Source organism: Chromatium okenii (genome assembly GCF_002958735.1).
In the GTDB taxonomy this organism is placed as follows: Bacteria; Pseudomonadota; Gammaproteobacteria; order Chromatiales; family Chromatiaceae; genus Chromatium; species Chromatium okenii_A.
This window is the reverse complement of sequence record NZ_PPGH01000037.1, coordinates 352,434-377,613: the sequence shown is the minus strand read 5'-3', so window position 1 is coordinate 377,613 and position 25,180 is coordinate 352,434. Positions and strand designations below refer to the sequence as shown.

Genomic DNA, 25,180 nt, shown 5'->3' with positions numbered 1-25,180 from the left:
ACGGCGTGTTTTTTTATTGCTCAATGTTAAGATTTGGTAATGGCGTTACAAAAAATCAAATAGTGAGAGTTTATTCACCTTAACATAAGTTTGTTGTGCTGCTTCAAGCACTGCTTCCTGTAATTTGAAGCGACTAATTGCATCAGCGTAATCTAAATCACGCACATCAGAAAGCGTAGTTGAAAGATCAAGCACCCGTTCATCATTCAAACCAGTTTGCATTTCCAGTGTAGAAATACGCAATCCAACTGTAGTGCGCACCTCATCAAGTCGACCTAAACCGGAATCAATGTTACGGAGCGCAATACTGCTCGCTCGGGAAAGGGCTTCACTACTAATCGTACCCGTTAGCGAATCCTCAAACGCAGTTGCAATATCATCAAGCGTTTGAAAAATAGTAACTTGAGATACTGGACGTGAAATTAATTCGTCGCCATCAGCAGGCTCACCAGTAATAGTAACCATTCGTCCTGCTAATTCAATTGACTGCGTTGAAGGCGTTGGTGCTACGAATACACCAGCAGCATCGGTATTACCATAGATACCACTAATTAAATCACCACTAGAATTGCGCACTGAATTACCATCTAAATCTAAAACGTCATATTCAACTGGTCCCGGATTTGTCGGCGGATAACTAAAGCGAATGCGCAATGTTTGTTCAGAACTATTAAGCGCATCATCTAAATTAGTAACGCTAGTTGAGTTAACATAGAGAGTGCCCGTATTGGTCGATTTTGGCACGGCTTCATTCAATAAACCACTGCGTTCTGGAATTTCCATAAATACGGCTGAACCAGTATCACCAATGGCAACATTTTGGGCATTAGTAATTGAAACCTCACGCACTGAACCTGCACCAATAGCGCCGACATAAGACACTTTTCCATCAGTACCCGTGACAAAAGGTTCGGTATGCGAACGCGCTCCTGCGAATAGATATTCATCATTAGCATCTTTTAAGTTAGCAATACCAATAATGTCTTCGCGCAGTTTACGGATTTCACTCGCAATAATAGTGCGGTTTTGTTTGATATACGTATCATTATTACCGGCAACAACCAATTCTCGTACACGTTGCAGTACATTTTGGGTTGCAACAATCTGAGCTTCTTCTTGCTCTAAACGCGGTTTTGCTAAATCGTTATTGCGTTGGTATTGCTCGGTTTTTTTAATGTTCGTATCAAGCTGAATCGTCTGTGCTGCGCCATTTGGATCATCCGAAGGTGTTAAATAACTCCGACCAGTTGACATTTGCAAACTGGTTTTATTGAAATTGGACTGAGCACGCTGCATCGCAGATAAACCGCCTTGATACATCTGTGGTGTTGAAATGCGCATTGACGTACTCCGTTACTGAACTGCGTTAAGTAAGGTATCAAATAAAACACCAGTGACGGCAATTACCTGCGCTGCAGCCTGATATGCTTGTTGAAATTTCAACATGTTAGCAGCTTCCTCATCGAGATTAACTCCAGACACCGATTCACGACTGGCCTGCGCATCTTCTAATAAAGTGGTGCTGGCGCTGTGTTCGATTTGTGCGTGGCGAGTTTTAGAACCCACTTCGGTTAATAAACTATTATAACTGCCAGTAAATGTTTCTTGTCCTTGCACTAGAAAATTCGTTTGTAATTCTGTCATTGCTAGCAAATTACGATTATCACCATTGCGCCCTTTACTCAGATCAACTGAAAAAGTGTCATATTGCTTCGGTGTACCTTCAACATCTAACTCCCAACCCTCCCGACAATTGTGGTAAGCGCGGGTTCTTCAGTTGCTATTGAGGTTTCTGCAATATTAACATTAAATACCGTACTTGTTTCAGGTGTACCACGAATTCGCAATTCCCAACCTGATGTGGTAATAGTTGTTAATCCTGAAGGGTCAAGTGAAAAGTGTTCGCCATTAACACTAAATTGCTTTTGCGTCGCATCATAGGTTACTGTCGCTCCACCATTGACTTGTTTCGGATCGAGAATCCGAAAACTGTCAACACTTGCTCCACCAACTTGATCACCATCGCTCACACTAATTAAGTTAAATTTATCAGCGGTCTCATTCACCACAATAGCCGCAGGACGATAAGTTGCAGGTGTTGCAGCTGTTATACGTAAATCAACCAGATTCGCACTACCAGTATTTAATTCGCCTTCAAGTGCACCAGATGCTGCGGCAACTTTAATTGGATCAGTCATTATCACTGGCAAATTGCTAGCTGCCAATCTGGTTGGTTGAATTACCCAAGTATCGCCCTGATCAGCATCGCTAATTGCGCTAGTATCAATCCGTAAACCATCGCCAATAAGCACATTATTATCGACTGGATCAACGGTTAACGTGACTGCTGTATTATTTGGTTGGCGCGTGAGTTGAAATGCACCATTTTCGTAGCGTAATCGGTAATCGCTGGTGCTTACGGCAGTGACATCACCAATCGTTACAATAGGGACTTCTGTTTGTGTATTACCCGGTTTGGGATAAACATCGACTTTAGATAATTGGAAAATATCACCGCCGATGTCGCCGTTTAAATCTAATCCCAGCCCGTTTTGTTCATTAAATTTAGTTGCCAGCGTTAACCCAATCAATCCCAGCGTATTCTGCGCAGTATCAAGAATGCCGCGAGTTTCTAATAAGCCACCAATTTTCCCCCCGGTAATTAAGCGAGTAATACTCACTTCTTCGTTATTAGCACTAACGCCAATATCGATATTTTGCGGATCACCGGAAAAATGACCAGTCAATAATTGTTTGGCATTATTACCTATCACTAACGCTTGACCATTTCCTGCGAAAACATTAATTGCGCCATCATCTTGTGTCACTAAACCAATATCTAATTTCTGCGCCATTTTATTCAGGAACAATTCACGTTGATCAAGTAGATCATTTGACGGTGATTGTATTGTCGATTTGGCTGTAATATCACTGTTAAGTTTGGCGACCGCTTGTGCAAATTGATTGAGTTCATCTACCGCTACTGATAATTGACCATTGATCATGGTACGTTGTTCTTGAAGCTGACCGTTTACTGCACTTAATCTTCCCGTTAATGTTTGAGCAGAATTTAAAAATGTGATGCGATTAGGAATTGAGGTTGGATCATTGGCTACATCCTGAACCGCTGCGGAAAATTCATCTAAAACCGGAGTTAGTCCGGTAGTTTCATCAGCCAGCACCCTGTCGAAATTTTCTGCATAAGCCACCCGAATTTCGGTATTGTAATTAACAGTAAGCGCATTGCGCACTTGTGCATTGACTAAATCATCTTTAATGCGTTGCACACTAATAAGCCGCGAACCCTGACCAATGTAATAATTACTGCCACTGCTTTCAGCATTTTGCGGTACGATCTCAACCCGCTGACGGCTATAACCTTCGGTAGCAGAATTAGAAATGTTATGCCCAGTGGTGGCGAGAGCGCTTCTAAAAGCCATGACACCCGAAACGCCTGTGCTTAATATGCTCATTGTCATAACCTGAATTGATCGACGATTAACGGTATTAAATACCGTCCTGGCGAACGCATCTCGCAGCGTCGCATCCTTCCTATCTCTTAACTTTTATCGACCTTTGCTGTTGAAACTTGAGTTTCAGCACTGGCGCTTAAATCAGCAAAACGATCACGGATTCCTAATACTTTTGCGGCATAACGCGGATCAGTTGCATAACCCGCTTTTTGCAAACCACGAATAAAATCTTCACCATTACTGCTCGCCAGCGCATTGCTATAACGCGGATTGCGCCGCAAAAAAGCAACATAATCAATGAACGCATGGGCTGGCGTGTCGTAAGCACGGAATTTTGCTTGTTCACGCTGCGCGACACCGTTGCGATATTCCAACGTGCCCACTGCTACCTTATCACCTTCCCAACTGCGATCCGCTTTGATTCCAAACAAATTAAAGGTGCTGCTGCCATCAGCGCGACGCGGAATATGCTTGCCCCAGCCAGTTTCCAATGCGCTCTGCGCCAGCAAGACCTCGGTATCCATGCCCAGCGTTTGTGCTGCCTGCTGCGCATAAGGTTTGAGATAACTGACGAATTCTGCTGGAGAACGGGGCGGCCATTGCGCTTGCGTACCTGCGGGCAATGCAGCAAGCGCGGTGCTGCGCGATGTCCGTTTGAATAGTGACGATTGGGTCGCAGTGGTTTCGGTGCTGGTGGGCGCAGTGGCGTCAACTTTTTGACGACGCTGCGGCAGTAACCAAGGATTGCGTTCGGGCAAACGCAAGGTCGCAGGATCGCGGGCAACAGAGCTGTTACCGCTGGTGTTGGCGAGGCTTGGTGCTAATTGGCGCATTAGCATTTTGCGCAAGCCCAAACCTTCGCCTTGACTTAACGCACCGGCAATCTGTTGATCGTAAAGGTCTTGATACAGTTTCGTTTGTTCAGAATCGAATAGCCCGCCGCCGGAAGATGACGTGCGCATCTGTTTAATCATTTGCCCAGTGAGCAGCGACTCGAAGGCACGCGCAGTGGATTCCAACGCAGCGGGATCGTTGGTGCGAGCAGCTTTTCCCAGTGAAGCGAGACTTGCCGGATCGCTCACCAATCCGCTCTGCGCCGTCCCGCTTGATGCGAGACGATTTCCAAACGCAGCGGTGACGGCAGTGGGCAGCATGGCGGTTTAGATCACGATGAGTTCAGCGCGGAGTGCGCCAGCTTCGCGTAACGCTTCGAGAATGGCGACCAAGTCACCGGGCGCTGCGCCCACATCATTGATCGCCTGCACGATGTCGCCCAAAGCAGTGCCGGGCGCAAATAAAAACATGCGATTTTTATCTTGTTTTGCTGCCACATTCGTATCCGGTGTGACCGCAGTTTGCCCGCCAGCTCTGGCGTTAGGTTGCGAGACCTGTAGTTTTTCATCAATGGTGACGGTGAGATTGCCATGCGTAATTGCAGCGGGCGTGACTCTGACACCAGCGCCAATCACCAGTGTTCCTGTGCGCGAATTGATGACCACTCGCGCTGCCGGAGTGCCAGTGGTGACATTGAGATTTTCCAGCATCGACACGAACGACACCCGTTGTCCACGATCCACCGGGGCGCGAACAGATATTGATGAACCGTCAAGCGCCTCGGCGACGCCCTTGCCAAAGCTGCGATTGATGACCTCGGCCATTTGGTTTGCCGTCGTGAAATCTGGGCGATGCAGATTGAGCGTGATCGCATTGCCGTCACCAAAACTGTTGGGCACTTCGCGCTCCACCGTCGCACCGTTGGGAATGCGCCCAACGCTCGGCACATTCACGGTAATGCTGCTGCCGTCTTTACCCTCAACGCCAAAACCGCTGACCGTGAGATTGCCCTGCGCGATTGCGTACACCTCGCCATCAAGACCTTTCATCGGCGTCATCAGCAACGTTCCGCCGCGCAAACTTTTGGCATTGCCGAGTGAAGACACGGTGATGTCCATGCGCTGCCCGGGTTTGGCGAACGGCGGCAAATCGGCAGTAATCATCACCGCAGCGACGTTTTTGAGCTGTGGATTGACGTTGGGCGGAATAGTGACGCCGAGTTGACCGAGCATGTTTTTCAAACTTTGCACGGTAAACGGCGCTTGCGTGGTTTGATCGCCCGTGCCGGTGAGACCAACCACTAAACCGTAACCAATCAATTGGTTATCGCGCACACCAGCGATGGTGGCGAGGTCTTTAATCCGCTCCTGTACATCACCGCTGCGATTGCTCAACCCAGCTTCAGCGGGATCAATCAGCGAGTTGCCTGCGAGCAGATTGGTCGCAAAAAGACAGATTCCGGTCAATAACACTGTTCGACTGAACACTGCGATCCTGCTGCTCATGGGATACCTCGTTGATTTACCAGCGTGATTTAGATCGGCCACAGCGGATGATTGAAAAATCTGGACAGCCATCCTTGCGCGTTGCTGTCTTGAACTGCGCCAGTGCCACCGTAATAGAGTTCGGCGTTGGCGATTTGCGTCGATAGCACGGTGTTGGTGGCGCTGATGTCCACTGGGCGAATGATGCCGCGCAGCCGCACGAATTCATTGCCTTGATTGATGCCGAGCCACTTTTCACCTTGCACGACGAGATTGCCGTTCGGCAACACTTCAGCAACCGTCACGGTGATGTCACCGCTCAATTGATTGCTCTGACTAGAATCACCGGAACCATCGAAAGTGCGATCCCCGGTACTTCCCCCCGTCAACAACGGCAATGCTCCTGGAATCACACTGCGCCCAGCGATGCTGGGGCTATCAACGTTCATTGAGATATCAGACGTTTTAGCAGTTGAAGTCGCCGTCGATTTTTTGGCGTTGGTTTTTTCTGCCAGTTGCACTTGCACCAAATCGCCAACCCGCCGCGCTTTGTAATCCTCAAATAAACCTTGACTTTGCGCTGCCTGAAAAATCGCACCGCGATTCGCATTTGCAGGAAGCGGCGGCTGCGGCGGAGTCGGGCGGTAATTCGACGAATCGCCCGGCTGCGGTGGTTTGAGACTGCTGCAAGCCGTCAGTCCCAGCGTGAGCAGCAATAACAATGGTTTCAGGGTACGCATGGCTATTCATTCAACGACTTAGCGAGCGAGATTGTTATTGACGAACTGCAACATCGAATCCGCTGCAGCAATCGCTTTGGAATTCACTTCATAAGCACGTTGCGTTTCGATCATATTCACCAGCTCTTCGGCCATGTTGACGTTACTGGTTTCGAGTGCGCCCTGAACCATCGTGCCCGCGCCATTTTGTCCGGGATTAGAGGCTTGCGCCGTACCCGAAGCTGCGGTTTCGACGTAAATGTTTTCGCCCATCGCCTGCAACCCAGCGGGATTGACAAAATCAGCGAGTTGCACTTGCCCCAGCGTTTGCGGCGCAGCTTGACCGGGAATCTGCGCAGAAACCGTGCCATCTTTGCCAACCGTCACCGACAGCGCATTGGCGGGCACGGTTAAGCCCGGTTGCAGCGCGTAACCGTTCGACATCACGATTTCGCCATCAGCATTCAATTGAAAAGTGCCATCGCGGGTATAACCCAATTCGCCGCTGGGCAATAGCACTTGAAAAAAACCGCGACCTTCAATCGTGAAATCAAGTGCATTTTCGGTTTGCACCATACCGCCTTGCGTAAACAACTTTTCAGTAGCAACTGTGCGAGCGCCCATACCAATCGTTAAACCCGATGGCAATTGCACTGCTTGCGTGGCCTGCGCTCCGGGCTGGCGAATAGTTTGATAAATTAAATCTTCAAATACCGCCCGACCTTTTTTAAAGCCGTTGGTATTCACGTTGGCGAGGTTATTGGCGACGACCGCCATGCGCGTTTGCTGCGCATCAAGACCGGTTTTAGCAATCCACAGTGATTGATTCATTTTTATTTCCTCGCGCTAACCAATTCCCAGCAAACGATTATGCGTTTGTTCTACGTTATTGGCGCTTTCCATCATTTTAATTTGCATCTCGAAATGCCGCGACAATTCAATCATCTGCGTTAACGCCGCCACTGTATTGACATTGCTGGTTTCTAACATTCCCGTCACCACGCGCACATTGGCATCAGCGGGTTGCGCCTGTCCATCCCCCGCACGAATCAGACCATTTTCAGTGCGCACCAGCGTTTTTACATCAGGATTAACCAAACGAATACGTTCAATCGTCGTCAACGTATTCGCACCTGAACCGCCCGGACGAATCGTGATCGTGCCGTCAGTGCCAATGAGCAAATTTTCATTTGGCGGCACGGTAATCGGCCCGCCACCACCGAGCACCACTAAACCGCGCTCGGTACGCAACACACCGAGCACATCAACATGTAAATTGCCGGAGCGGGTATAGGCTTCACCACCATCTGGTGCTTGAACCGCAATAAAACCTTCACCTTGAATTGCGATGTCTAAATCGCGTCCGGTGCTTTGCTCGGCGCCAAATGAGAAATCAATCGCCTCATTTCTAACCTGCACATAATCACGGGAATCGTAAACCGGTCCGCGCACTGGAACGGTATACGCATCGCCCAGTGCTTGACGAAAACCATGTGTATTTGCATTTGCCAAGTTATGGTTATTAATGGCTTGCGCATAGAGGTTTTCTTTTGCGCCGGACATTGCAAGATACAGAAAACGATCCATGATTTAATTCTCCTGCAACCAACGTTTAATCAAACGATCTTACTGAAGATTGAGAATCGTCTGCACCATCTGGTCAGCAGTGGAAATGGTTTTTGCATTCGCCTGATAATTGCGCTGCGCCGTGATGAGATTTACCAATTCTGCTGCAACATCAACGTTGGAGGCTTCCAGTGCTCCTGATTGAATTGAACCGAGTTCACCATTACCGGGCGCATCGTAAGTGTGTGCGCCAGATTCAGCGGTTTCAATCCAAGAGTTGTTTCCCATAACCTGCAATCCTTGTGGGTTATTAAAATTGGCAAGTGCAACCTGCCCTAATGCCTTGGATTGCCCATTGGTGTAGCGGGAAAAAACGATGCCATTTACATCAACTTCTAAACCGCTTAAACGCCCAACTGCATTACCATTCTGGCTGAGTTCATTGACGGTGTACTGAGTCCCAAATTGGGTCATAGAAGAAAAATCAACAGAAATGACACCATCTGTTGCAGCAGTACCAATCTCCGCACCATTTTTCGGATTATATAAAGCCAAGTCTGGAAACGGCATCTCGATTAGAGCGGTTGGAGATGTCAGTTTACCGTTTGCATCAAACGTTAACGGAGACCCAACCAGTGGCGATAGTGCTGTTGTATTGTCAATTTTATTGTCCAAATCAGCGTAAACATCCCACGTTGGAACCGGAGGATCGGTTTCAACTTTTCGAAAGTAATAAGTTAGATTACGTGGAAGTCCCAACGAATCGTACACAGTGACTGAAGTGGAGTAGTTGTAAGTATCAGGATCATTCTGATTGAATTCGATAACCGTGCCATCAATCGCCTTAATCGGTTCAGCATCTGAGCGTAGGTTGACACTCACAATCGTTTTCCCTGTCGTGGTTGGTTCTTGATTCGCTAACGGCAATTGCAGAGGTCTTAAGTCACCGACATTGAATTCCTCCCCCGACTTTACCGGAATGAAAAGACTTTGATCAGTCGAATAGTTATTATTCTCTTTAACCGCATAGGTCTGTAACTTCTGACCTTGGCTATTGACAACATAACCATCCTTATCGACCTGAAAAGCACCAGCACGGGTATAGGAAATACTGTCATTATTATCACCCTCCTTCATAATGAAAAAACCCTGACCACTGATTCCCATGTCCATAACATTCTCAGTATAGTCAAGCGAACCCTGCGTGAATTGCTGCGGTGTTGCTGCCAACTTCGCCCCAGAACCAACCGATGTTTTACTGATGCTGCCATAGGATTGAACAAAGAGATTGGCAAATTCAGCACGCGATTTCTTAAAACCACTCGTTCCCGAATTCGCAATGTTATTGCCTACAACACTGAGATCTGACGATGAAGAGTTCAATCCAGTCAGTCCGATATTAAATGACATGTTCTATTCTCCTGTGTGACGTGAATAATCAGTAAATAGTGTGATTAGCCAATGCGATAAACATCTGAAAAACCAATGTTACCAAGACCTTGGACATTGAGTTTTAGCCCACTACTTGCGCTATCGTAAGCAACGTTCTTTACTTGACCGTTGAGCAGTGTCTCTAAAACTTCTGTTTTACCGTCGTTTTGACCGGTAATTTGAAATGTATAGGCTCCAGCGGGAACCGCTTTACCACTATCATTTAAACCATCCCAACTAAATTCTTGCAAACCGGCACTCAAACTACCGAGATTGAGACTACGCACCAATTGCCCACTCGCATCCGTGACATTCACAGTAATACCCGATGTAGATGCGGATAAATCAACGGCGCCATTTACAGATTGACCTGCATCAGTCAAGGTCATTTTAGTTGCTGGTGCAAGCACATTTTTACCAACTAATGTCGCTGCTTGTAATGCTTGGCTTTGATTCAAAGACAATGACAGCGTATTGAATTCTTTGGTGAGTGATTCAATGCCCGTGACGGTTGAAAACTGCGCCATTTGACCAAGAAAATCACCATTTTCCATAGGCTCTAATGGGTCTTGATTGGTCAACTGGGTAGTCATGAGTTTGAGAAAATCAGCTTGCCCAAGTTTGTCGCTTTTTTCCTTGACGGTTGTATTGCTGGGCGAATAAGTCGTTAGACCAATTCCACTATAATCTGCAGAAACATCAGCCATGATTGCTACTCCTAATTCTGACCAACTTGAAGGGTGCGTTGTAATAACTGCCGCGCAGTATTCATTACTTCTACATTTGCTTCATAGCTACGCGAAGCAGACATCATATTTGCCATTTCTTCAACCACACTAATTGCTGGGCGAAAGACATAACCATCCGCATTGGCTTGTGGATGATTGGGTTCATAGATTGGAATTGGTAACGCAGGGGAATCAACAATATCGGCAACGCGTACGGGCATTGATGCGCGATCGGGGTCTTCTTTATCAAGTATGGTTTGAAATAACACCTGTTTTGATTTGTAAGTTTCTTCTGGTGTTTTTGATGCGGTTGCTGCATTGGCTAAATTGGACGCAACCGTATTCAATCGAATTGATTGCGCAGTAAGTGCTGATGCCGAGGTATTAAAGAGACGAAACAGATCACCGCTCATCGTTTTATTACTCCTTGCGCAAGGCAGCGCGAATACTAGAAACGCGCCGATTAAGGAATTCAAGGGTGCTTTGATAGTGCATTGCATTATCCGCAAAAGCAGCTCGTTCTAATTGCGGATCAACGGTATTCCCATCAAGTGCTGGTTGAGCTGGAATACGATATAGCAAGGTTGGCGTGTCACTCACTACGCTTCCTGGCAATGCAAGATGATTCGGTTGCGTTTTCACAATATCGAGCGTTTTTTCTCGACCAACCAGTGTGCCTAAAAGACCTTTAATATCGAAATCACGCGATTTGTAATTCGGTGTATCGGCATTTGCGATATTAGATGCCAGCAATTCAGTACGATGCGCTTGTAATGTCACCGACGCTGGCAAAATGCCCAATGCTTTATCCAATGACAGGTTCATAAAGTTGGCTCTGAAAATCGAAATGTCGAGAATACTGACAATTTGAGAATCAGCAAATGCTGTGCCATGGATTGCGCAAAAAATTTGCGTGATGCTGCGCCATCGCTTGCTGAACATCATCGGCAGGCAATGGTGTTTTCTTGAGTGGTTTATTTAATACACGAGCAGTTGTTTGATAAACAACGGTATTTTTAAGAATGGCGACAGCAGGCGTTAATGACGCAGCGGTGTCGAATACAGCGGAAAGATTAAAAGCGACGATAAGGAATAAACATCTAACCAAAACAATTGGTTAGCGTCGTCTTAACATGGAGCCTTGTGGAGTACGGAGGATTTCAAAGGCATCAGTGTAGGAGCCAACAGCTTCTGACGCGCCGACGAATAGATAACCACCGGAATCCATTTGGCGGGCAATTCCGTCAAAAATCCGACGCTTGGTGTCTGCTGAGAAATAAATCAACACGTTACGACAAAACACAATCTCAAATTTGCCCAGCGCAGCGTAAGAATCCATGAGGTTAAGTTTTTGAAATCGCACCCGTTGCTGAATTTCTGGCTTAATCCGATGACCATTGCTGACCGTCTCAAAAAAGCGTTGACGGCGCTCAGGAGTGAGGCCACGCACGATGCTGAGTCCGTCATACAACCCAGAACGTGCTTGCGCCAGCACACCTTCGGACAGGTCGGTCGCCAAAATGTTGACGTTTGCTTTCATTGGGTGCGTGGCTTCCCATTCTGCGATCACCATGGCGATGCTGTACGGTTCCTGACCGCTGGAGCAGGCAGCAGACCAGATGCGAATTGGGCGTGATTTGGCGAGCAACTCCGGCAGCACGGTTTGACGCAGAATTTCAAAGGGATAATTGTCTCGAAACCATGAAGTTTCATTGGTGGTCATCGCATCAATGACGCGGGATTTGAGCGTTGGATCCGCCGACCGCCGCAACGCCCGCAGCAAATCCTCAACCTTGGCAAAGGCGAATTCATCGAGCAGGCGCGAGAGACGACTAGAGACGAGATATTGGCGGTTTTCGCCGAGCACCAGCCCACAGCAATCAGCAAGAAATCGGGAGAATTCAGCGTAATCCTGCGCATCAATCACGGTTTAACCTGCGAACTCTGAGCAATTGGAATGAAAGAAAAACAATTCAACCTGCAATTTAATCTGTCAGTTTTCACGGACATATTTGAGCACTGTTGAAGCTAATTCAGTGGGATCAAATTTAGCGAGAAACGCATTTGCTCCTGCTTGTTTGACCATATCGTGATTAAACTGACCACTTAAAGAGGAATGTAGAATCACCCGTAAGTTTTTTAATTTGGGGTTTTCACGAATGTTGCGGGTCAGCGTATAGCCATCCATACGCGGCATTTCAATATCAGCAATGATCATTTCAATCGACGAATCGACCAAATCAGCCGCTGCTAATTCTTCTAAATAATCCAGTGCCGACCGTCCATCAGAACGGGTTTCTGTGCGGAAGCCCATTTCTAAAATCGCCCGTTCAATCTGCTTGCGTGCCACCAGCGAATCATCGACGACCAGAATTCGCCGATCATGGTGCAGCACCTGCGCCTGTCGTTGCACATCTTCAGCAACGTTGGTTTTGAGGTGATTGATCTGCGCAAACACCCGTTCAACGTCGATGATTTCGACTAAACGGCTGTCTACTTCGGTGACGGCAACCAGATAACTCTCGCGTTCCGTGCCACGCGGTGGCGGTTTCACGGTTTCCCAGTTGACATTGACAATGCGATCTACTGCGGATACCCAAAATCCCTGCACCGAGCGATTAAACTCGGTCACGATCACCTTGGCATCAGCGTCGTCATCTGCTGCCGCAGTCGTTAAACCAATCGCCAGCGCCAAATCCACCACCGAAACAGTGCGCCCGCGAATGTTAGCAACACCGCGCACGGTGTGACTCGACCCCGGCAAATGACGCAACGTCGGCTTGGCGATCACTTCGCGCACTTTGAACACATTGATCCCAAATGTTTGCCGACTGCTCAGATGAAACAGCAGCAATTCCATGCGATTATGACCGACCATGCGAGTGCGCTGATCAATATCGTCGATAAAGTGACTCATTAACAACATCTCCAGATCAATTGATCGCAATCAAGTCTAACAGGATGATAGCCTAGCTTGTCGATCCGCATTTACTCACAAAATATCGCGTTCGGCAGCAAGTGAACGTTCAATTGATTGGCATCATCATCCAGAGAGGATTTTTATCATGCACCTCGCTGCCATAGCGCCACGTACACCAATCATCGGACCAATGCTGTGCGGTATGGTCTTGATGAGCATGATGTTGATCAGCCATGACGTGAATGCCCAAGTGGTTGATAGCGAACCGTTAGAACGCATTGTGGAAGTTGTGCGAACGCTGGTGCAAACGACACTCGGCGCTGCGGAACCTGCGACCACGCAGATCGAAATCGCTCAATTGGACAGTCGTCTGCGTCTGCCGCGCTGCGCCCAGATTCCCAGCGCCGAGCTGGCACCGGGCACACGCTCAATTGATAACGGCACGATTAGTGTTCGCTGTAGTGCGCCGGTCGCGTGGTCAATTCTGGTTCCAGTGCGGGTGGAACGTGAACAAGAAGTGGTGGTGGTGACGCGAATGCTGGCGCGGCAGCACATTATCCAACCTGATGATGTACAAATTAAAACCGTTTCCAGTCGTACTTTAAGCAACGGCTATTTTGACACGCTTGACGCAGTCATTGGTTTACAAACCAAACGGGCGCTCAATCCCGGTGAAGTCTTGAATACGACGATGGTGACAGCGGCCAAATTGATCAAACGCGGTCAGCAGGTCACGCTTTTTTCAAGCAGACCGGGATTAACCGTGCAAATGAAAGGTGAAGCGTTGGAAGATGGCGTCCTCGGGCAGCGGATTCGCATCCGTAATCGCACGTCAAAACAGATTGTTGAGGGTTATGTTGAGTCTTCAGGAACGGTTCGGCTTGGGCTGTGAAACGCAGCAGTCACGCCGACTAATTCCTAAATGCTTGATTTTACTAAAACTTAGTTCCAGCGGCGCATCATTGCGTTTTCATAAAAAACAATGAGTTGTAGTTTCAATGGCGTAACACATCAACGCCCGCTAAAAGTGTGAATGTGTCTACAGTTTTAGGCACGATTGCCGTTAGATAAATTAAGCTCGTATTGACTCGGATCATGCTCATGGACATCAAAAGCCTGACTGGTAATAACCACCGCACTGAGACTGCAAACTCAGCAGCAAAGGCACGGGTGAGTGCTGGATTAACTGCGTCTGTCGTTAACAATGTGAGCGGCGAAATCACCAAACCAGATCAACCTGTCCGCACCACCAGCGCCCATTTCGTCGAAACAATTGCATTAACAGAACAAGCGTCAGTGGCGCCAGCGTTTCGCGGATCAACACAAGGGATGAACGCGACTGGTGAATCCGTCACCTTGACGCCGACTGCGCTCACGATGACTGCTGCCTTAAATAATGCGGCGGAAGTCCCGTTTGATAGCAATAAGGTTGCTAAAATCAAAGCGGCAATTGCCGAAGGGCGCTATCCCATCGACAACCAGCGTCTTGCCCAGCGGATGCTTGATTTTGAAGAGATGTTTACACGTTAATCTGAAACATTATTTCGTTGAAGGTTGTTTGCTATGACTCACCAACCGACGTTTACTGGTTCTTCCACGCAATTCGCGCAATCACTGGTTTGCTCGCTGCGACTGCTCACGCAATTAGAAACGGTCATGCTTGAAGAAGCTCGTGTCATTGCAACACGCAAGCCTGACGCGCTACAGCATGTGGTAACACAGAAAAGTGCATTGGTCGTTGCGCTTGAAGCAGAAACAGCGAAACAAAAACAATGGGTTGAATCCGCACAACTGCCATTTAGCAACTCCGGCGTGGCGCAGTTTTTTACGCAATTTGAGAATGCACAATCGTTGAATGAACAATGGGGACAACTGCGCGAAATAGGGATGCGCTGCGATCAACTTAATCGCGCCAATGCTCGCCTCATCGAACATGATCGCAAACGCATTGCGACCCTATTGCGCATTCTCAAAGGTGACGATACCGCTTCCACAACTTATACTCCGCAAGGTCGCACAGCATCTGCTAGTTCGCGCAGTCGCACACTTATTCACGCATAACGAGAGACAAGCGGATTGGGCACCTTGAAGCAAACTCCAGTTGCAACGGAACCGGAAACCAATGATACCCACACCGTCATTAAACCTGAGCGTATTGCATCAATTCTGAATGAAATGCGCCAGCAACTGGTTTTAATTGGCGTGCGCATTGATGCTAAAGGACCATTATACAATTCGCTACTCGTGCGATTGGATGAAGCAACGCAGCAGCTTTATTTGGATGAACTCAATCTCCTTGATGCTCAGGAATTGCTCAGTGTTGGCGATGTTGTCCACATTTATGCCAGTCTGCGTGGGATTGCGATTCGCTTCGTGATGACGATTGATAACATCTTCATTGAAGATGGGCATATGCTTTACGTTGGCGCTTATCCAACTCACATTAGTTATCTACAACGCAGAGATATTTTTCGAGTGCCATTGCCACTCCATGAGCGACGCAGCGTAACATTGCAGCATGAGAGATCGGAACTAGAATTAACGGCGCGATTGATTGATTTGTCGATTAAAGGTTTCTGTATTGGTGTCCTGAATGGCACAATCAATTCCCGATGGTTACAAACACATTTTCGTTATTTCAATATGGATTTACCGGAGTTGAGAGCGCCACTATCCGGTCAAGCGACACTCGTTAATCTGCGTCCTTCAATACATCCCGGCATTACTGCTGCCGGTTTTTCAATTATTCATTCTGATCCGCAAACCGAACGCGCCCTGATGCGTGCGGCGCTGTATTACCAGCGCGAAGCACGTAAAAAAGCAGATTAAATCCGCTTATTTAAGGCGTTACTGTTGTTAGCATCTTCATTCTCAGCGGTGCTGATCCATGCGCGAGCCACTCCTTCCGAGCTTAACAGGCACAACTAAAACGCCTTTGAGTAAGCCCGCTGTAGCAACCAGCAAAGCCAGTGCGGCTGCGTCACCGCCGTCTCCACCAGTACAATCTTCTCGATTATCAAATACTTCCGCTGCAAGTTCGTCGGCATGGATCGCTGCGCAAGTCCGCCAACATCTGCCGCAGTCGCAACCGTTAACCGCCACGCTTGACCGTTGGGTCAATCAACTCAACACCAGTGCCGCCCCGCTTGATGCGAAGCAGCAGTTAGTGGCTGCATTCGTGAATTGCCTCGCCACGACCAAAGATTTAACCCAGCCGCAACAGTTAGCTGCTGCGATCCAAAATAGCGGCATTTGGTTGGAAGCGCAGCTGGCGCAGGCGCTCGCAGCGCCAAATCAACCGCAGGGGCGTTGGCGCAAGACCTCAAAGGACAGTTGCTGAGTTTGGCCGAACAACTGCGTGCGATTGAATCAACGCCTGAACCGACAGAATCCGCAGAAACGCCCGATGCTGCGCCATCCGAAGTAGCTGTGATGACAGAAATGGCGGCAACCGTAGAAGCTGATGCGCCAGCAGAATCGGAAACCGATACGGCAACTGATGAATCTGATGATGCGGAATCGACACTTGAATCTGAGGATGATGATCGGATTGACGATGATCAAGACCCTGAAATCACACTGGAAACTGGTGGCGAAGAATCAAACGCTGATGGCAATTCAGAAGCTAAGACACAGTCGGAAGCTGATGCAGAAGTGCCGTTTGATGCGAACGAGATGCCCAGCGATGCCGAGCATGTTGATGTGGACAGCGGAGTCGCAGCATTTGCCGATGACTGAAGTAACGCGGTCGGCTGCGCATCAAGCGCGATTAAAGCGAACACATTCAGAGCTGTTGATTCACGACATCGACGGCATGATTAAACACGTGGTGACACAACAATTACACAGTCTCAGCAGTGATAGTGCGCAACCACGCTGGCTGTTGGAATTGCCGTTCAGAATACCAAGTGGTGCGTTGTTGATGCTTGATGTCGAAATTGAACGGGAACGTCGCGGAACGCGCCCCGAAGATGAACGCTGGAATATGCGATTAAAATTGAATTTACCGCGCATTGGTCCGCTGTCGATCAATCTCAGTTTGCGGATGGAGCGATTGGACGCAGGTTTACAGGCGGGAACGGAAGCGGGCGCGGCGCTGATACGCAGTCATTTGGAAACGTTGCGCCAGCAACTCGCAGAACAACATCTTGATATTGCGAGTCTTTATGCTGGCTATCGCCCTCAGAGCAATTCAACTGCGCCGTCGTGCGCACCCACTGCGCCAATGATTCAAGAACGGGGCTGATTGTGGACAACACGCAGATCAAATCGCTAAAAGCTGTTGCATTGCAATGGGATCGACGCAATGCGCCGCGAGTGACCGCAATCGGTAAAGGCTATACCGCAGCAGAAATTATGCGGGTCGCGGAGGAAGAAGGAATTCCGCTGCAATCTAATCCAGTGTTAGTAGAAGCATTGGCGCAGATTCCACTCGGTAATGAGATTCCGCAGAGCCTGTATGTTGCTGTAGCAGAGGTATTAACTTTCGTATTCATGTTGGAAGGCATTGATCCGTATCAAACCACATTGCCGGATTAAATGCCTTAGCGTTGTAGCAGCGTTTCCGTTTCCATCTCCGTTGCACTGCTGGTGCTCGCGCCTTGCCCGTGCAAACTAAATAACAAATCAACTTCTGATTCAGTCAAAGCGCATAACTTGCGCACTTCCTCACGGCGGCGTCCGTCATAAATCATTTGAATCGCTTGAGGATAAAGTCCTGAATCCACTTCACGCAGGCGCATTTCACTGTGTTCATCGGTCAGGCGTTCAAGGGTGCGGGCAAACGCAGTTTGCTTTTGACTATGCTGAATCACGTCTTCGGCGATGACTTTCATTGCACCGTGTAAAGAGAGTAATGAGGTATTTTGACGCTGGAAATTATCGTTGAGGTCTTTAATCTGACGACGTAATTTTGATACTGCAATCAGCGCAAACACCGCTGCAATGATCGCAATAAAAGTGAACGCGAGAAGAAATAAAACCAATCCAAATAGTGGATTTTCATTGATGAGCATGAAATCAAATTAACATTGATCGAGAAGTGGTTTCTCAATCGATCCTAGCCAGTTCACTGCTTTAAGCATAGTCATCAATTTTACCCGCCGATTCCCTCCTAAACGTTCCAAACGTACTCGCAATGAACGCCGCTCACCTTTTCGGCGATCACCATGCGCTGCTGATAACCGCTGCGAATATTTTTCAGCACTAACGAACGCTGTAACACCATGTGTTCGCGGGCAAACCGGCGCTCCTGCTCATCGCCCACCAACCGTGATGCGTGGTGAGAATCAATCGCAGCAGGTGGTGTGATGAGATCATTCATCAGCTTATTCCAAAATTGAATACAGGTTTAACCGCTAAATTTAGTGTTCACGAATTGCTGCCCATTCATCGTCGGACAGTAATTTATTGAGATCAATTAAAATTGTGAGTTTTTCGCCGTTACTGCTCACACCGAGAATAAAACGACTGGTTTGATCATTACCAACGGCTGGCGCAGGATCAACTTCATCTGGTGGAATTCGTACTACTTCTGCAACAGAATCGACCAAAATTCCTACATTTTGATTATCCACATCAATAATAACAATGCGAGAAGCATCATCAGGAGCGCGTTCAGGCAATTGCATTCGCCGCCGGGCATCAATCACCGTAACGACATCGCCACGCAAATTAATAATACCCAAAATGTAATCGGGGACGCCCGGCACTGGCGCAATTTCAGTGATTTTAAGCACTTCTTGAACCTGCAACACATCAATCGCATAAGTTTCCTCCTCCAAACTGAAGGTTACATACGATGATGAGGCGCTTTTCGTATTCGTTTTTGGCTCGACTTCGGTCATTATGGCGGCGTCCTTAAAAGATGATTGTAAAAGCCATTTTTAAATAATGAAGATGAATTACAGTTAATGCTTAACGAATTTGACCGACATCGGGCTCATAATAATCACTGCGCAGGCGTTCAGGTTCTATCTTGGTTTCAGAGCTTACTTGCAGCGGTGCGGGTAACACAATAATTGACACCCGCCGATTTTGTGCTCGTCCATTTTCACTATCATTATTGGTTACTGGTTGAAATTCAGCATAACCAATTGCCACCATACGTTCAGGATTTACTCCATTTTGCGCAAACAAGCTGACCACTGTTGCAGCGCGACCAGATGACAACTCCCAATTTGAAGGATAAATTGGGTTTTTAATTGGCAAATTATCAGTATGTCCTTCAACGTGAATACGTGCATCGCGTTTAGCAAGAATTGCAGCAACGCTTTCTAGTGCTGGTTTTGCGGCTGCTTCTAGTGTTGCCGATCCGCTAGAAAACAATAGACTAGAATTGATTGTAATTTCTAGCCAATAGGCTTTGCGTGTCACCTGTATTTTATCGTCATTGATTAAACCGCCCAGCGACGATTCAATTTCCTGCGACATTTCTTTAACTTCTTTTAGAATACGTGCACGTTCAGCGTTATCGACAGCTTCAAGTGAATTTTCAATAGCAACATCAGTGGGAGAAGTTGCATTTTCAATCGGTACTAACAAGCGTTTAACATTATCGGCTGCCAGATTTGACGCTAAACTTGGATCGCCAATTTGAATGGGCTCAAGCGGAATTTGTGAACCAAATGCTTCTACCAATGAATTCGATAAAACACGATATTTGCCAGCGTCAACAACAGATACGGCATACATCACTACGAAAAAAGCTAATAACAGCGTAATGAGATCGCCGTAAGGAATTGCCCAAGCCTCGTGATTGGTGTGCTCTTCGCAGCGACGTTTATGTGCCATGATAATTTATTGACCTTGAACAAAACCATTCAGTTTGTTTTCAATATGGCGCGGATTTTCACCTTCAGCTATTGATACCAAACCTTCTAATAACATGGTTTCGTAATTAATTCGCGTTTGAATAATGCTTTTGAGTTTTGTTGCGATCGGTAAAAATAATAGATTTGCTAACCCTACGCCGTAAATAGTTGCGACGAATGCCGCTGCAATACCATGACCAAGTTTGCTGGGATCGGCGAGATTTTGCATCACCGCCATCAATCCCATAACTGCGCCGATGATGCCGAGCGTTGGTGAATAAATCCCCATACTTTCAAATACTTTCGCCCCTTGCAAATCAAAGGCTTCGCGGTTTTCAAAATCAGCTTCGAGAATCTGCCTTAACACAAGCGGCTCAGTGCCGTCAACTAATAACTGCAATCCTTTGCGAATAAATGGATCAGTTTCCATATCTGAAAAATCTTCTAAACCCAGCAGACCTTCTTTGCGTGACACCTGCGACCATTCCACGATGCGCTCAAGCGTTTGGCGCGGATCGAGTTTGGGTGGCACAAATACCCAAGACACAATCCGAAAAGCGTGTAAAAACGCCTGTTTACGTGTCTGCACCAGCGTCGCCGCTAGCGTGCCAAGGATCACAATCACGAACGCTGCGATATTCCAGAGTGCACCCAGACTGCTACCTTTTGCCACTGCGCCACCGAGAATGGCGAAAAGACCAAGTGCAATCCCGATCAAACTCAGAATATCCATCTCAGCAGAAACTCTTTATTAATGCTGGTCCTACATCCTTGAGCGCCAGAATATGATCGGCAAGTCCAGCTTCAATTACTGCTGCGGGCATTCCGAAAACTACACAACTTGCAGCATCTTGCGCCCATACATGCGCACCCAGTTCGCGTAATGCTCGCGTCCCTTCGCGCCCATCTGCGCCCATTCCAGTCAGTACAACGGCGAGAACCTGTCCTTTGAGTGCCGTTATTGCCGACTGAAACGTAATGTCAACACTGGGTTTGTAAATCGTCCCCGGCGGACTGTCCTGAATACGGATGCGCGTTTGTGCGCCAGCACCTTCTAAAATCATTTGCTGACCACCCGGCGCAAGTAACGCGCAGCCGGGCTGCAACACATCGCCGCTGGCTGCTTCACGCACACCAATTTCACATAAATTATTGAGGCGCTGGGCAAATGCAGGCGTAAAACTCGCTGGCATGTGCTGAACTAAAATGATCGGCAACGGAAAATTCTTGGGTAATCCTTTTAACACTTCCTGCAACGCCACCGGTCCGCCAGTGGAAGTGCCGATGAGCACGGCACGCAGTGAATGCAGCGGCGTCGAACTGACTGGTGCTCGCGGCAACGCTGCGGTATCCATTTCGGAAGCAGCACTCCCGCGCTCCCGCGTCGCCATTGGACGCATGACATGCGGAACGCGACTCCGCGCCAGCGCTCGCACCCGCCGCCGCAACATGACTTTGGCTGCGTCTTCGTCTTTGGCGATTTCGCTAAACCGCTTGGCATGAAATCCATCGCGCCAGCATCCAGCGCATCCAGCGTAGCTTTTGCGCCTTCAGTGGTTAGCGTGGAAAACATCAGCACCGGACGCGGCGACTCCGCCATGATGCGGCGCACGGCGGTAATGCCGTCCATCACCGGCATCTCTATATCCATCGTCACGACATCGGGATCAAGGCGCTTGACGACTTCGATGCCTTCGAGTCCGTTGACCGCAGTACCGACAACTTCGATGCCAATATCAGCATTGAGAATTTCGACGATGCGTCTGCGAAAAAACCCAGAATCATCAACGACAACCACTCGTAATGCCATTGCTTAAACCCCTGCTCCCGCGACCGGACGGGCAACGCGTGATCCGCGTCCGCCATATCCCGGACGCCCCATCAGCCGCAGCAGTTCGGGAACATCAATAATCAACGCGATTCCGCCGTCACCAGTGATCGTCGCTCCCGCCAATCCCGGCACGCCTTGCAAACCACGCCGAGCGGCTTGATGACCACTTCTTCCTGACCAACCAAACCGTCCACCACCAGCCCAACTTTGCGCTGCGCGACGTGAACAACCACGACATGCGCTTCGGTTTTGGGTTCGATTAAACGTCCCGGATGCAGCCAACGCCCGATGTAATACAGCGGCAACGCATGACCGCGCACCATGATTGCTTCTTGATCGTCAACAAAATGACTGCGGGTTAAATCGAGATCGAGGATTTCCGACACGGACGCCAGCGGAATTGCAAATTGCCGCCCGTCCAGAATCACCATCAGCGCCGGTAAAATCGCCAAGGTTAACGGCAACTTGACCAACAATTTGGTGCCGCGCCCGATGGTGGAATCAATTTCGATGGTGCCGTTGAGCTGGGCAATGCGCGTTTTCACGACATCCATGCCCACGCCGCGCCCGGACACATCGGAAATTTCTTCTTTGGTCGATAGCCCCGCGAGGAAAATGAGATTGAACGAATCCCGATCCGATAAACGTTCCGCCATCGACGGTTCGAGCAAACTTTTTTCAACCGCTTTGCGCCGCAATACCACCGGGTCCATGCCGCGCCCATCGTCCTGAATAATCAGCGAAATATGATCGCCTTCCTGCGCTGCGCCGAGAATCACCGTGCCTTTGCGCGGTTTGCCATTTGCCTCGCGGACTGCGGGCATTTCCACGCCATGATCGACTGCGTTACGAATTAAATGCACCAGCGGATCAGCCAGTGCCTCCACTAAATTCTTATCTAAATCCGTATCTTCGCCGAAAATTTCCAGATCAATTTCCTTGCCGAGACTGCGCGCCAAATCGCGCACCACTCGCGGAAAACGACTGAATACCTTTTTGATCGGCTGCATTCGGGTTTTCATCACCGCCGTTTGCAGATCGGCAGTCACCAGCGCCAACGCGCCAATCGCTTTGCCGAGTTCGTCGTCCATTGTGCGAGTGCGCAACATGGTCATGCGATTGCGCACCAGCACTAACTCGCCGACCAAATTCATAATTTCATCAAGGCGTTGCGTGTCTACCCGCACCGAAGTTTCTGCGCCAGTATTCGCAGCGGCGTTGCGTGGAGTTTTGGTCGCAGTGCTGCTGGCTGCGTCATCGCGCTCGCCAGAACTACTTGATCCTTCGCTTAAATTTGCTGCTGCAACAGGCGGCGCTGTTGACGCAGCTGCCGGTTTCGCAACAGATGCTGCGTCTTCGGCGCTGGTAACAGAAACTTTTTTATTACCCTGCAACTGATCAAGCAGTGCATCAAATTCTTCGGCGGTGATCAGATCACCCGATTCAGGAAGAGATGTGGCTATCGATGTGGTTGGTGCTTTGGGTGGCGGCGCTGGCGCGACTTTCGCGGGTGAATTCGTACCCGACATGATGTCGAGGAGTGATTCAAATTCTTCCTGAGTGATGTCATCAGTCGCACCAATGCCATTTTGCGCAGGAGCTGCAACTGGTGGCGGTGTTGGTTTTACCACTGCTGCTGGAGGTGGAGCGGCTGGGCGCGGTGGCGCAATCGCTTCACCCGGAACTGCCAGACGCGCCAAATCTTCAATGAGTTTATCGGGTGCTGGATCGGGTTCATGCCCTGATTTCAAATCACCGAACATGACGTTGAGTACATCGAGAACACGCAACACGGTATCCATCAAAAACGGTTCAATTTTGCGCTGATTGTTGCGCAGCAGATTGAACACGTCCTCGGCGTGGTGACAGACCACCACCAGCGCGTTGAGATTAAGGAAGCCTGCGCCACCCTTAATGGTGTGGAAGCTGCGGAAAACCGCATTTAATAGATCGCGGTCTTCGGGATTTTGCTCCAAGTCGATCAATTGTTCGTTCAGGGCTTCGAGCAGTTCTCCAGCCTCAACCAGAAAATCCTGAAGAATTTCATCTTGCGGATCGATTGCCATGCAAAATCACCTGATAGCAGTGAACTTAAAAGCCCAGACTAGACAGCAGCGCATCCACGTCGTCTTGTCCGCTGACCACATCTGCTGTCGCATCGTGGGTGTTGGGGACAATCGGTCCATGACTTGTAACGATTTCCGCATCATGTGTGACGGCAGCTTTCGCCGCCTTGGAACCATGAACAGAATCCATGCGTGCACTCGACAAGCGAATCAGTCCAACCAAATTTTCTTCAACTTCATGCACTAAGCGAATCACGCGCCGAATAATTTGCCCGGTCAGGTCTTGGAAATCCTGCGCCATCATCACTTCCGACATCAGCGACCGTAAACGCTCGGTTTCTTCGCTGCTGGCAGTGAAAAATACATCCAGTGCCCGCGCAAATTCACGGAATTCCTCAACTGAAAGTTCACGGCGGCGGAAGCGTTGCCAATTACCAGTTAATGACTGAGAACGTTCATGGAGCGATTCAGCAATCGGCATGGCTTCATCAAGCGCATTGAGTGTGCGATGCGTCGCCTGCTCAGTCATGGTCACGACATAATTGAGACGTTCCTTCGCATCAGGAATTTCGTCGCGGGTTAATTCAGTTAAACGAGAATCTCCGCGAAAACTATTTAATGCTTCGTGTAAATCACGAGTCAGTTTACCGAGTTCCTCAAACATCAAATAGTTCTCGCTCATATGGAATACGCAGCTGCGAATCACATTGGATGCGTCACTGGAATTGCCTACTTCCAGATGTTCAACCAACTGCCGCGCAAGTTGCAATTGGAAAACTAGACTTTCTTCATCATTATCCATCGAAACCAACTGCCGCGCAAGTTGCAATTGGAAAAACTAGACTTTCTTCATCATTATCCATCGACGATTCTCAGGCGAACACCGTTGATAACGCGGCAGGAATCAAATTACGGCTCTTGCACTCTGATATCGATGGTCAAAACTCCAACCAACAACATCATTTAATAACGTGGCAACAACCCATAAAGTCGCTAGCATACAGACGCAAATGCTCTTAAAACCATCGATGCGTTCAAAACACGATCTGATCGCGTTTTGCTTCCGCTTCACCATTAATACAGGCAGGTTCTTTAATGCTGGATCAGCTCGCACTGCCGCAACAGATCAATGCCTTCCATATTCGGCATATTCCAGTCAGTGACTAGAAAATCAAATCCGCCGCCTTTCAACATCGGCAGTGCGGTACTGCCATCATCCGCTTCCATGGTGTTATTAAAACCCAATTCGCGGAGGAGATTTTTAATAATACGTCTCATTGTAGAAAAATCATCCACAATGAGAATTTTCATACCTG

Annotated in this window: 29 protein-coding genes and 3 pseudogenes; 8 read left to right on the top strand and 24 right to left on the bottom strand. The window is 48.4% G+C overall.

Translation table 11 applies throughout. The features are described 5' to 3' along the window. Positions 1-45: 45 nt before the first annotated feature. The 15 genes from flgL to CXB77_RS13530 form a co-directional block, all read right to left on the bottom strand. On the bottom strand, positions 46-1,341 hold the full coding sequence (gene flgL / locus CXB77_RS13590) for a flagellar hook-associated protein FlgL (RefSeq protein WP_105074329.1): 1,296 nt from the start codon (positions 1,339-1,341) through the stop codon (positions 46-48). Positions 1,342-1,353: 12 nt separating this feature from the next. Beyond that, complete coding sequence (locus tag CXB77_RS22120; RefSeq protein WP_242445714.1) at positions 1,354-1,644, bottom strand: flagellar basal body rod C-terminal domain-containing protein; 291 nt, start codon at positions 1,642-1,644, stop codon at positions 1,354-1,356. A gap of 86 nt (positions 1,645-1,730) precedes the next feature. Next, complete coding sequence (gene flgK, locus CXB77_RS13585) at positions 1,731-3,440, bottom strand: flagellar hook-associated protein FlgK (RefSeq protein WP_242445713.1); 1,710 nt, start codon at positions 3,438-3,440, stop codon at positions 1,731-1,733. Between the two features lie 119 nt (positions 3,441-3,559). Beyond that, complete coding sequence (gene flgJ / locus CXB77_RS13580; RefSeq protein ID WP_105074328.1) at positions 3,560-4,627, bottom strand: flagellar assembly peptidoglycan hydrolase FlgJ; 1,068 nt, start codon at positions 4,625-4,627, stop codon at positions 3,560-3,562. Between the two features lie 6 nt (positions 4,628-4,633). Beyond that, positions 4,634-5,812, bottom strand: a complete 1,179-nt coding sequence (locus CXB77_RS13575) for a flagellar basal body P-ring protein FlgI (protein WP_105074327.1) — start codon at positions 5,810-5,812, stop codon at positions 4,634-4,636. A gap of 29 nt (positions 5,813-5,841) precedes the next feature. Continuing rightward, entirely contained in the window at positions 5,842-6,531 is a 690-nt protein-coding gene (gene flgH, locus CXB77_RS13570) for a flagellar basal body L-ring protein FlgH (protein WP_105074326.1), read from the bottom strand. An 18-nt stretch (positions 6,532-6,549) separates the two neighbouring features. Then, complete coding sequence (gene flgG, locus CXB77_RS13565) at positions 6,550-7,341, bottom strand: flagellar basal-body rod protein FlgG (RefSeq protein WP_105074325.1); 792 nt, start codon at positions 7,339-7,341, stop codon at positions 6,550-6,552. A gap of 15 nt (positions 7,342-7,356) precedes the next feature. After that, positions 7,357-8,097 carry a flagellar basal body rod protein FlgF gene (locus CXB77_RS13560; protein ID WP_105074324.1) on the bottom strand — a complete coding sequence of 247 codons (741 nt, stop codon included), beginning with the start codon at positions 8,095-8,097 and terminating at the stop codon, positions 7,357-7,359. Positions 8,098-8,136: 39 nt separating this feature from the next. Further along, positions 8,137-9,486 (bottom strand): flagellar hook protein FlgE, encoded by a 1,350-nt coding sequence (flgE, locus tag CXB77_RS13555; protein ID WP_105074323.1) that lies wholly within the window; start codon positions 9,484-9,486, stop codon positions 8,137-8,139. Positions 9,487-9,530: 44 nt separating this feature from the next. Further along, positions 9,531-10,214 carry a flagellar hook assembly protein FlgD gene (locus tag CXB77_RS13550; RefSeq protein WP_105074322.1) on the bottom strand — a complete coding sequence of 228 codons (684 nt, stop codon included), beginning with the start codon at positions 10,212-10,214 and terminating at the stop codon, positions 9,531-9,533. 11 nt (positions 10,215-10,225) lie between these two features. Further along, on the bottom strand, positions 10,226-10,648 hold the full coding sequence (gene flgC / locus CXB77_RS13545) for a flagellar basal body rod protein FlgC (RefSeq protein ID WP_105074321.1): 423 nt from the start codon (positions 10,646-10,648) through the stop codon (positions 10,226-10,228). Positions 10,649-10,655: 7 nt separating this feature from the next. Beyond that, the gene (gene flgB, locus CXB77_RS13540; protein ID WP_105074767.1) at positions 10,656-11,060 is read right to left on the bottom strand and encodes a flagellar basal body rod protein FlgB; all 405 of its coding nucleotides are present in this window, start codon (positions 11,058-11,060) and stop codon (positions 10,656-10,658) included. A 49-nt stretch (positions 11,061-11,109) separates the two neighbouring features. Beyond that, positions 11,110-11,343 carry a hypothetical protein gene (locus CXB77_RS19310; protein ID WP_146108825.1) on the bottom strand — a complete coding sequence of 78 codons (234 nt, stop codon included), beginning with the start codon at positions 11,341-11,343 and terminating at the stop codon, positions 11,110-11,112. A gap of 9 nt (positions 11,344-11,352) precedes the next feature. Then, positions 11,353-12,162 carry a CheR family methyltransferase gene (locus CXB77_RS13535; RefSeq protein ID WP_105074320.1) on the bottom strand — a complete coding sequence of 270 codons (810 nt, stop codon included), beginning with the start codon at positions 12,160-12,162 and terminating at the stop codon, positions 11,353-11,355. A gap of 66 nt (positions 12,163-12,228) precedes the next feature. Continuing rightward, entirely contained in the window at positions 12,229-13,152 is a 924-nt protein-coding gene (locus CXB77_RS13530) for a chemotaxis protein (RefSeq protein ID WP_105074766.1), read from the bottom strand. Between the two features lie 148 nt (positions 13,153-13,300). Here CXB77_RS13530 and flgA point away from each other — a divergent pair, with 148 nt between their 5' ends. The 8 genes from flgA to CXB77_RS13495 all read left to right on the top strand — a co-directional run bounded on the left by flgA (position 13,301) and on the right by CXB77_RS13495 (position 17,694). Continuing rightward, on the top strand, positions 13,301-14,047 hold the full coding sequence (gene flgA, locus CXB77_RS13525; protein WP_105074319.1) for a flagellar basal body P-ring formation chaperone FlgA: 747 nt from the start codon (positions 13,301-13,303) through the stop codon (positions 14,045-14,047). Between the two features lie 209 nt (positions 14,048-14,256). Beyond that, positions 14,257-14,685, top strand: coding sequence for a flagellar biosynthesis anti-sigma factor FlgM (gene flgM / locus CXB77_RS13520; RefSeq protein WP_172452674.1), 429 nt, complete (start codon positions 14,257-14,259; stop codon positions 14,683-14,685). 33 nt (positions 14,686-14,718) lie between these two features. After that, positions 14,719-15,216 carry a flagella synthesis protein FlgN gene (locus CXB77_RS13515; protein WP_105074317.1) on the top strand — a complete coding sequence of 166 codons (498 nt, stop codon included), beginning with the start codon at positions 14,719-14,721 and terminating at the stop codon, positions 15,214-15,216. A gap of 24 nt (positions 15,217-15,240) precedes the next feature. After that, a complete protein-coding gene (locus CXB77_RS13510) occupies positions 15,241-15,984 on the top strand; it encodes a flagellar brake protein (protein WP_146108824.1) in 744 nt (247 codons plus the stop codon). Positions 15,985-16,042: 58 nt separating this feature from the next. Beyond that, on the top strand, positions 16,043-16,495 hold the full coding sequence (locus CXB77_RS13505; RefSeq protein ID WP_105074315.1) for a hypothetical protein: 453 nt from the start codon (positions 16,043-16,045) through the stop codon (positions 16,493-16,495). Further along, complete coding sequence (locus tag CXB77_RS19845) at positions 16,465-16,893, top strand: hypothetical protein (RefSeq protein ID WP_172452673.1); 429 nt, start codon at positions 16,465-16,467, stop codon at positions 16,891-16,893. The genes CXB77_RS13505 and CXB77_RS19845 overlap by 31 nt, the downstream gene beginning before the upstream one ends. Continuing rightward, positions 16,841-17,401, top strand: coding sequence for a flagellar hook-length control protein FliK (locus tag CXB77_RS13500; RefSeq protein WP_172452672.1), 561 nt, complete (start codon positions 16,841-16,843; stop codon positions 17,399-17,401). The genes CXB77_RS19845 and CXB77_RS13500 overlap by 53 nt, the downstream gene beginning before the upstream one ends. Positions 17,402-17,403: 2 nt before the next feature. Further along, positions 17,404-17,694 carry an EscU/YscU/HrcU family type III secretion system export apparatus switch protein gene (locus tag CXB77_RS13495; RefSeq protein WP_242445712.1) on the top strand — a complete coding sequence of 97 codons (291 nt, stop codon included), beginning with the start codon at positions 17,404-17,406 and terminating at the stop codon, positions 17,692-17,694. Between the two features lie 5 nt (positions 17,695-17,699). Here CXB77_RS13495 and CXB77_RS13490 read toward each other — a convergent pair whose 3' ends face one another. From CXB77_RS13490 to CXB77_RS13450, 9 genes and pseudogenes are all read right to left on the bottom strand, one after another. Continuing rightward, on the bottom strand, positions 17,700-18,170 hold the full coding sequence (locus tag CXB77_RS13490; protein WP_105074312.1) for a DUF2802 domain-containing protein: 471 nt from the start codon (positions 18,168-18,170) through the stop codon (positions 17,700-17,702). A 98-nt stretch (positions 18,171-18,268) separates the two neighbouring features. Then, on the bottom strand, positions 18,269-18,478 hold the full coding sequence (locus CXB77_RS13485; RefSeq protein WP_105074311.1) for a hypothetical protein: 210 nt from the start codon (positions 18,476-18,478) through the stop codon (positions 18,269-18,271). A 40-nt stretch (positions 18,479-18,518) separates the two neighbouring features. Continuing rightward, positions 18,519-19,001, bottom strand: coding sequence for a chemotaxis protein CheW (locus tag CXB77_RS13480; protein WP_105074310.1), 483 nt, complete (start codon positions 18,999-19,001; stop codon positions 18,519-18,521). A 70-nt stretch (positions 19,002-19,071) separates the two neighbouring features. Next, the gene (gene motD, locus CXB77_RS13475) at positions 19,072-19,947 is read right to left on the bottom strand and encodes a flagellar motor protein MotD (RefSeq protein ID WP_105074309.1); all 876 of its coding nucleotides are present in this window, start codon (positions 19,945-19,947) and stop codon (positions 19,072-19,074) included. Between the two features lie 6 nt (positions 19,948-19,953). Further along, positions 19,954-20,700 (bottom strand): flagellar motor protein, encoded by a 747-nt coding sequence (locus CXB77_RS13470; RefSeq protein ID WP_105074308.1) that lies wholly within the window; start codon positions 20,698-20,700, stop codon positions 19,954-19,956. 1 nt (position 20,701) lies between these two features. Then, positions 20,702-21,777 (bottom strand): annotated as a pseudogene (locus CXB77_RS13465) (protein-glutamate methylesterase/protein-glutamine glutaminase). A gap of 3 nt (positions 21,778-21,780) precedes the next feature. Continuing rightward, positions 21,781-23,864 (bottom strand): annotated as a pseudogene (locus CXB77_RS13460) (chemotaxis protein CheA). 25 nt (positions 23,865-23,889) lie between these two features. Further along, the gene (locus CXB77_RS13455; protein WP_105074307.1) at positions 23,890-24,666 is read right to left on the bottom strand and encodes a protein phosphatase CheZ; all 777 of its coding nucleotides are present in this window, start codon (positions 24,664-24,666) and stop codon (positions 23,890-23,892) included. Positions 24,667-24,904: 238 nt separating this feature from the next. Beyond that, positions 24,905-25,175: pseudogene (locus tag CXB77_RS13450) on the bottom strand (response regulator); the annotation flags it as partial. Positions 25,176-25,180: the final 5 nt, after the last annotated feature.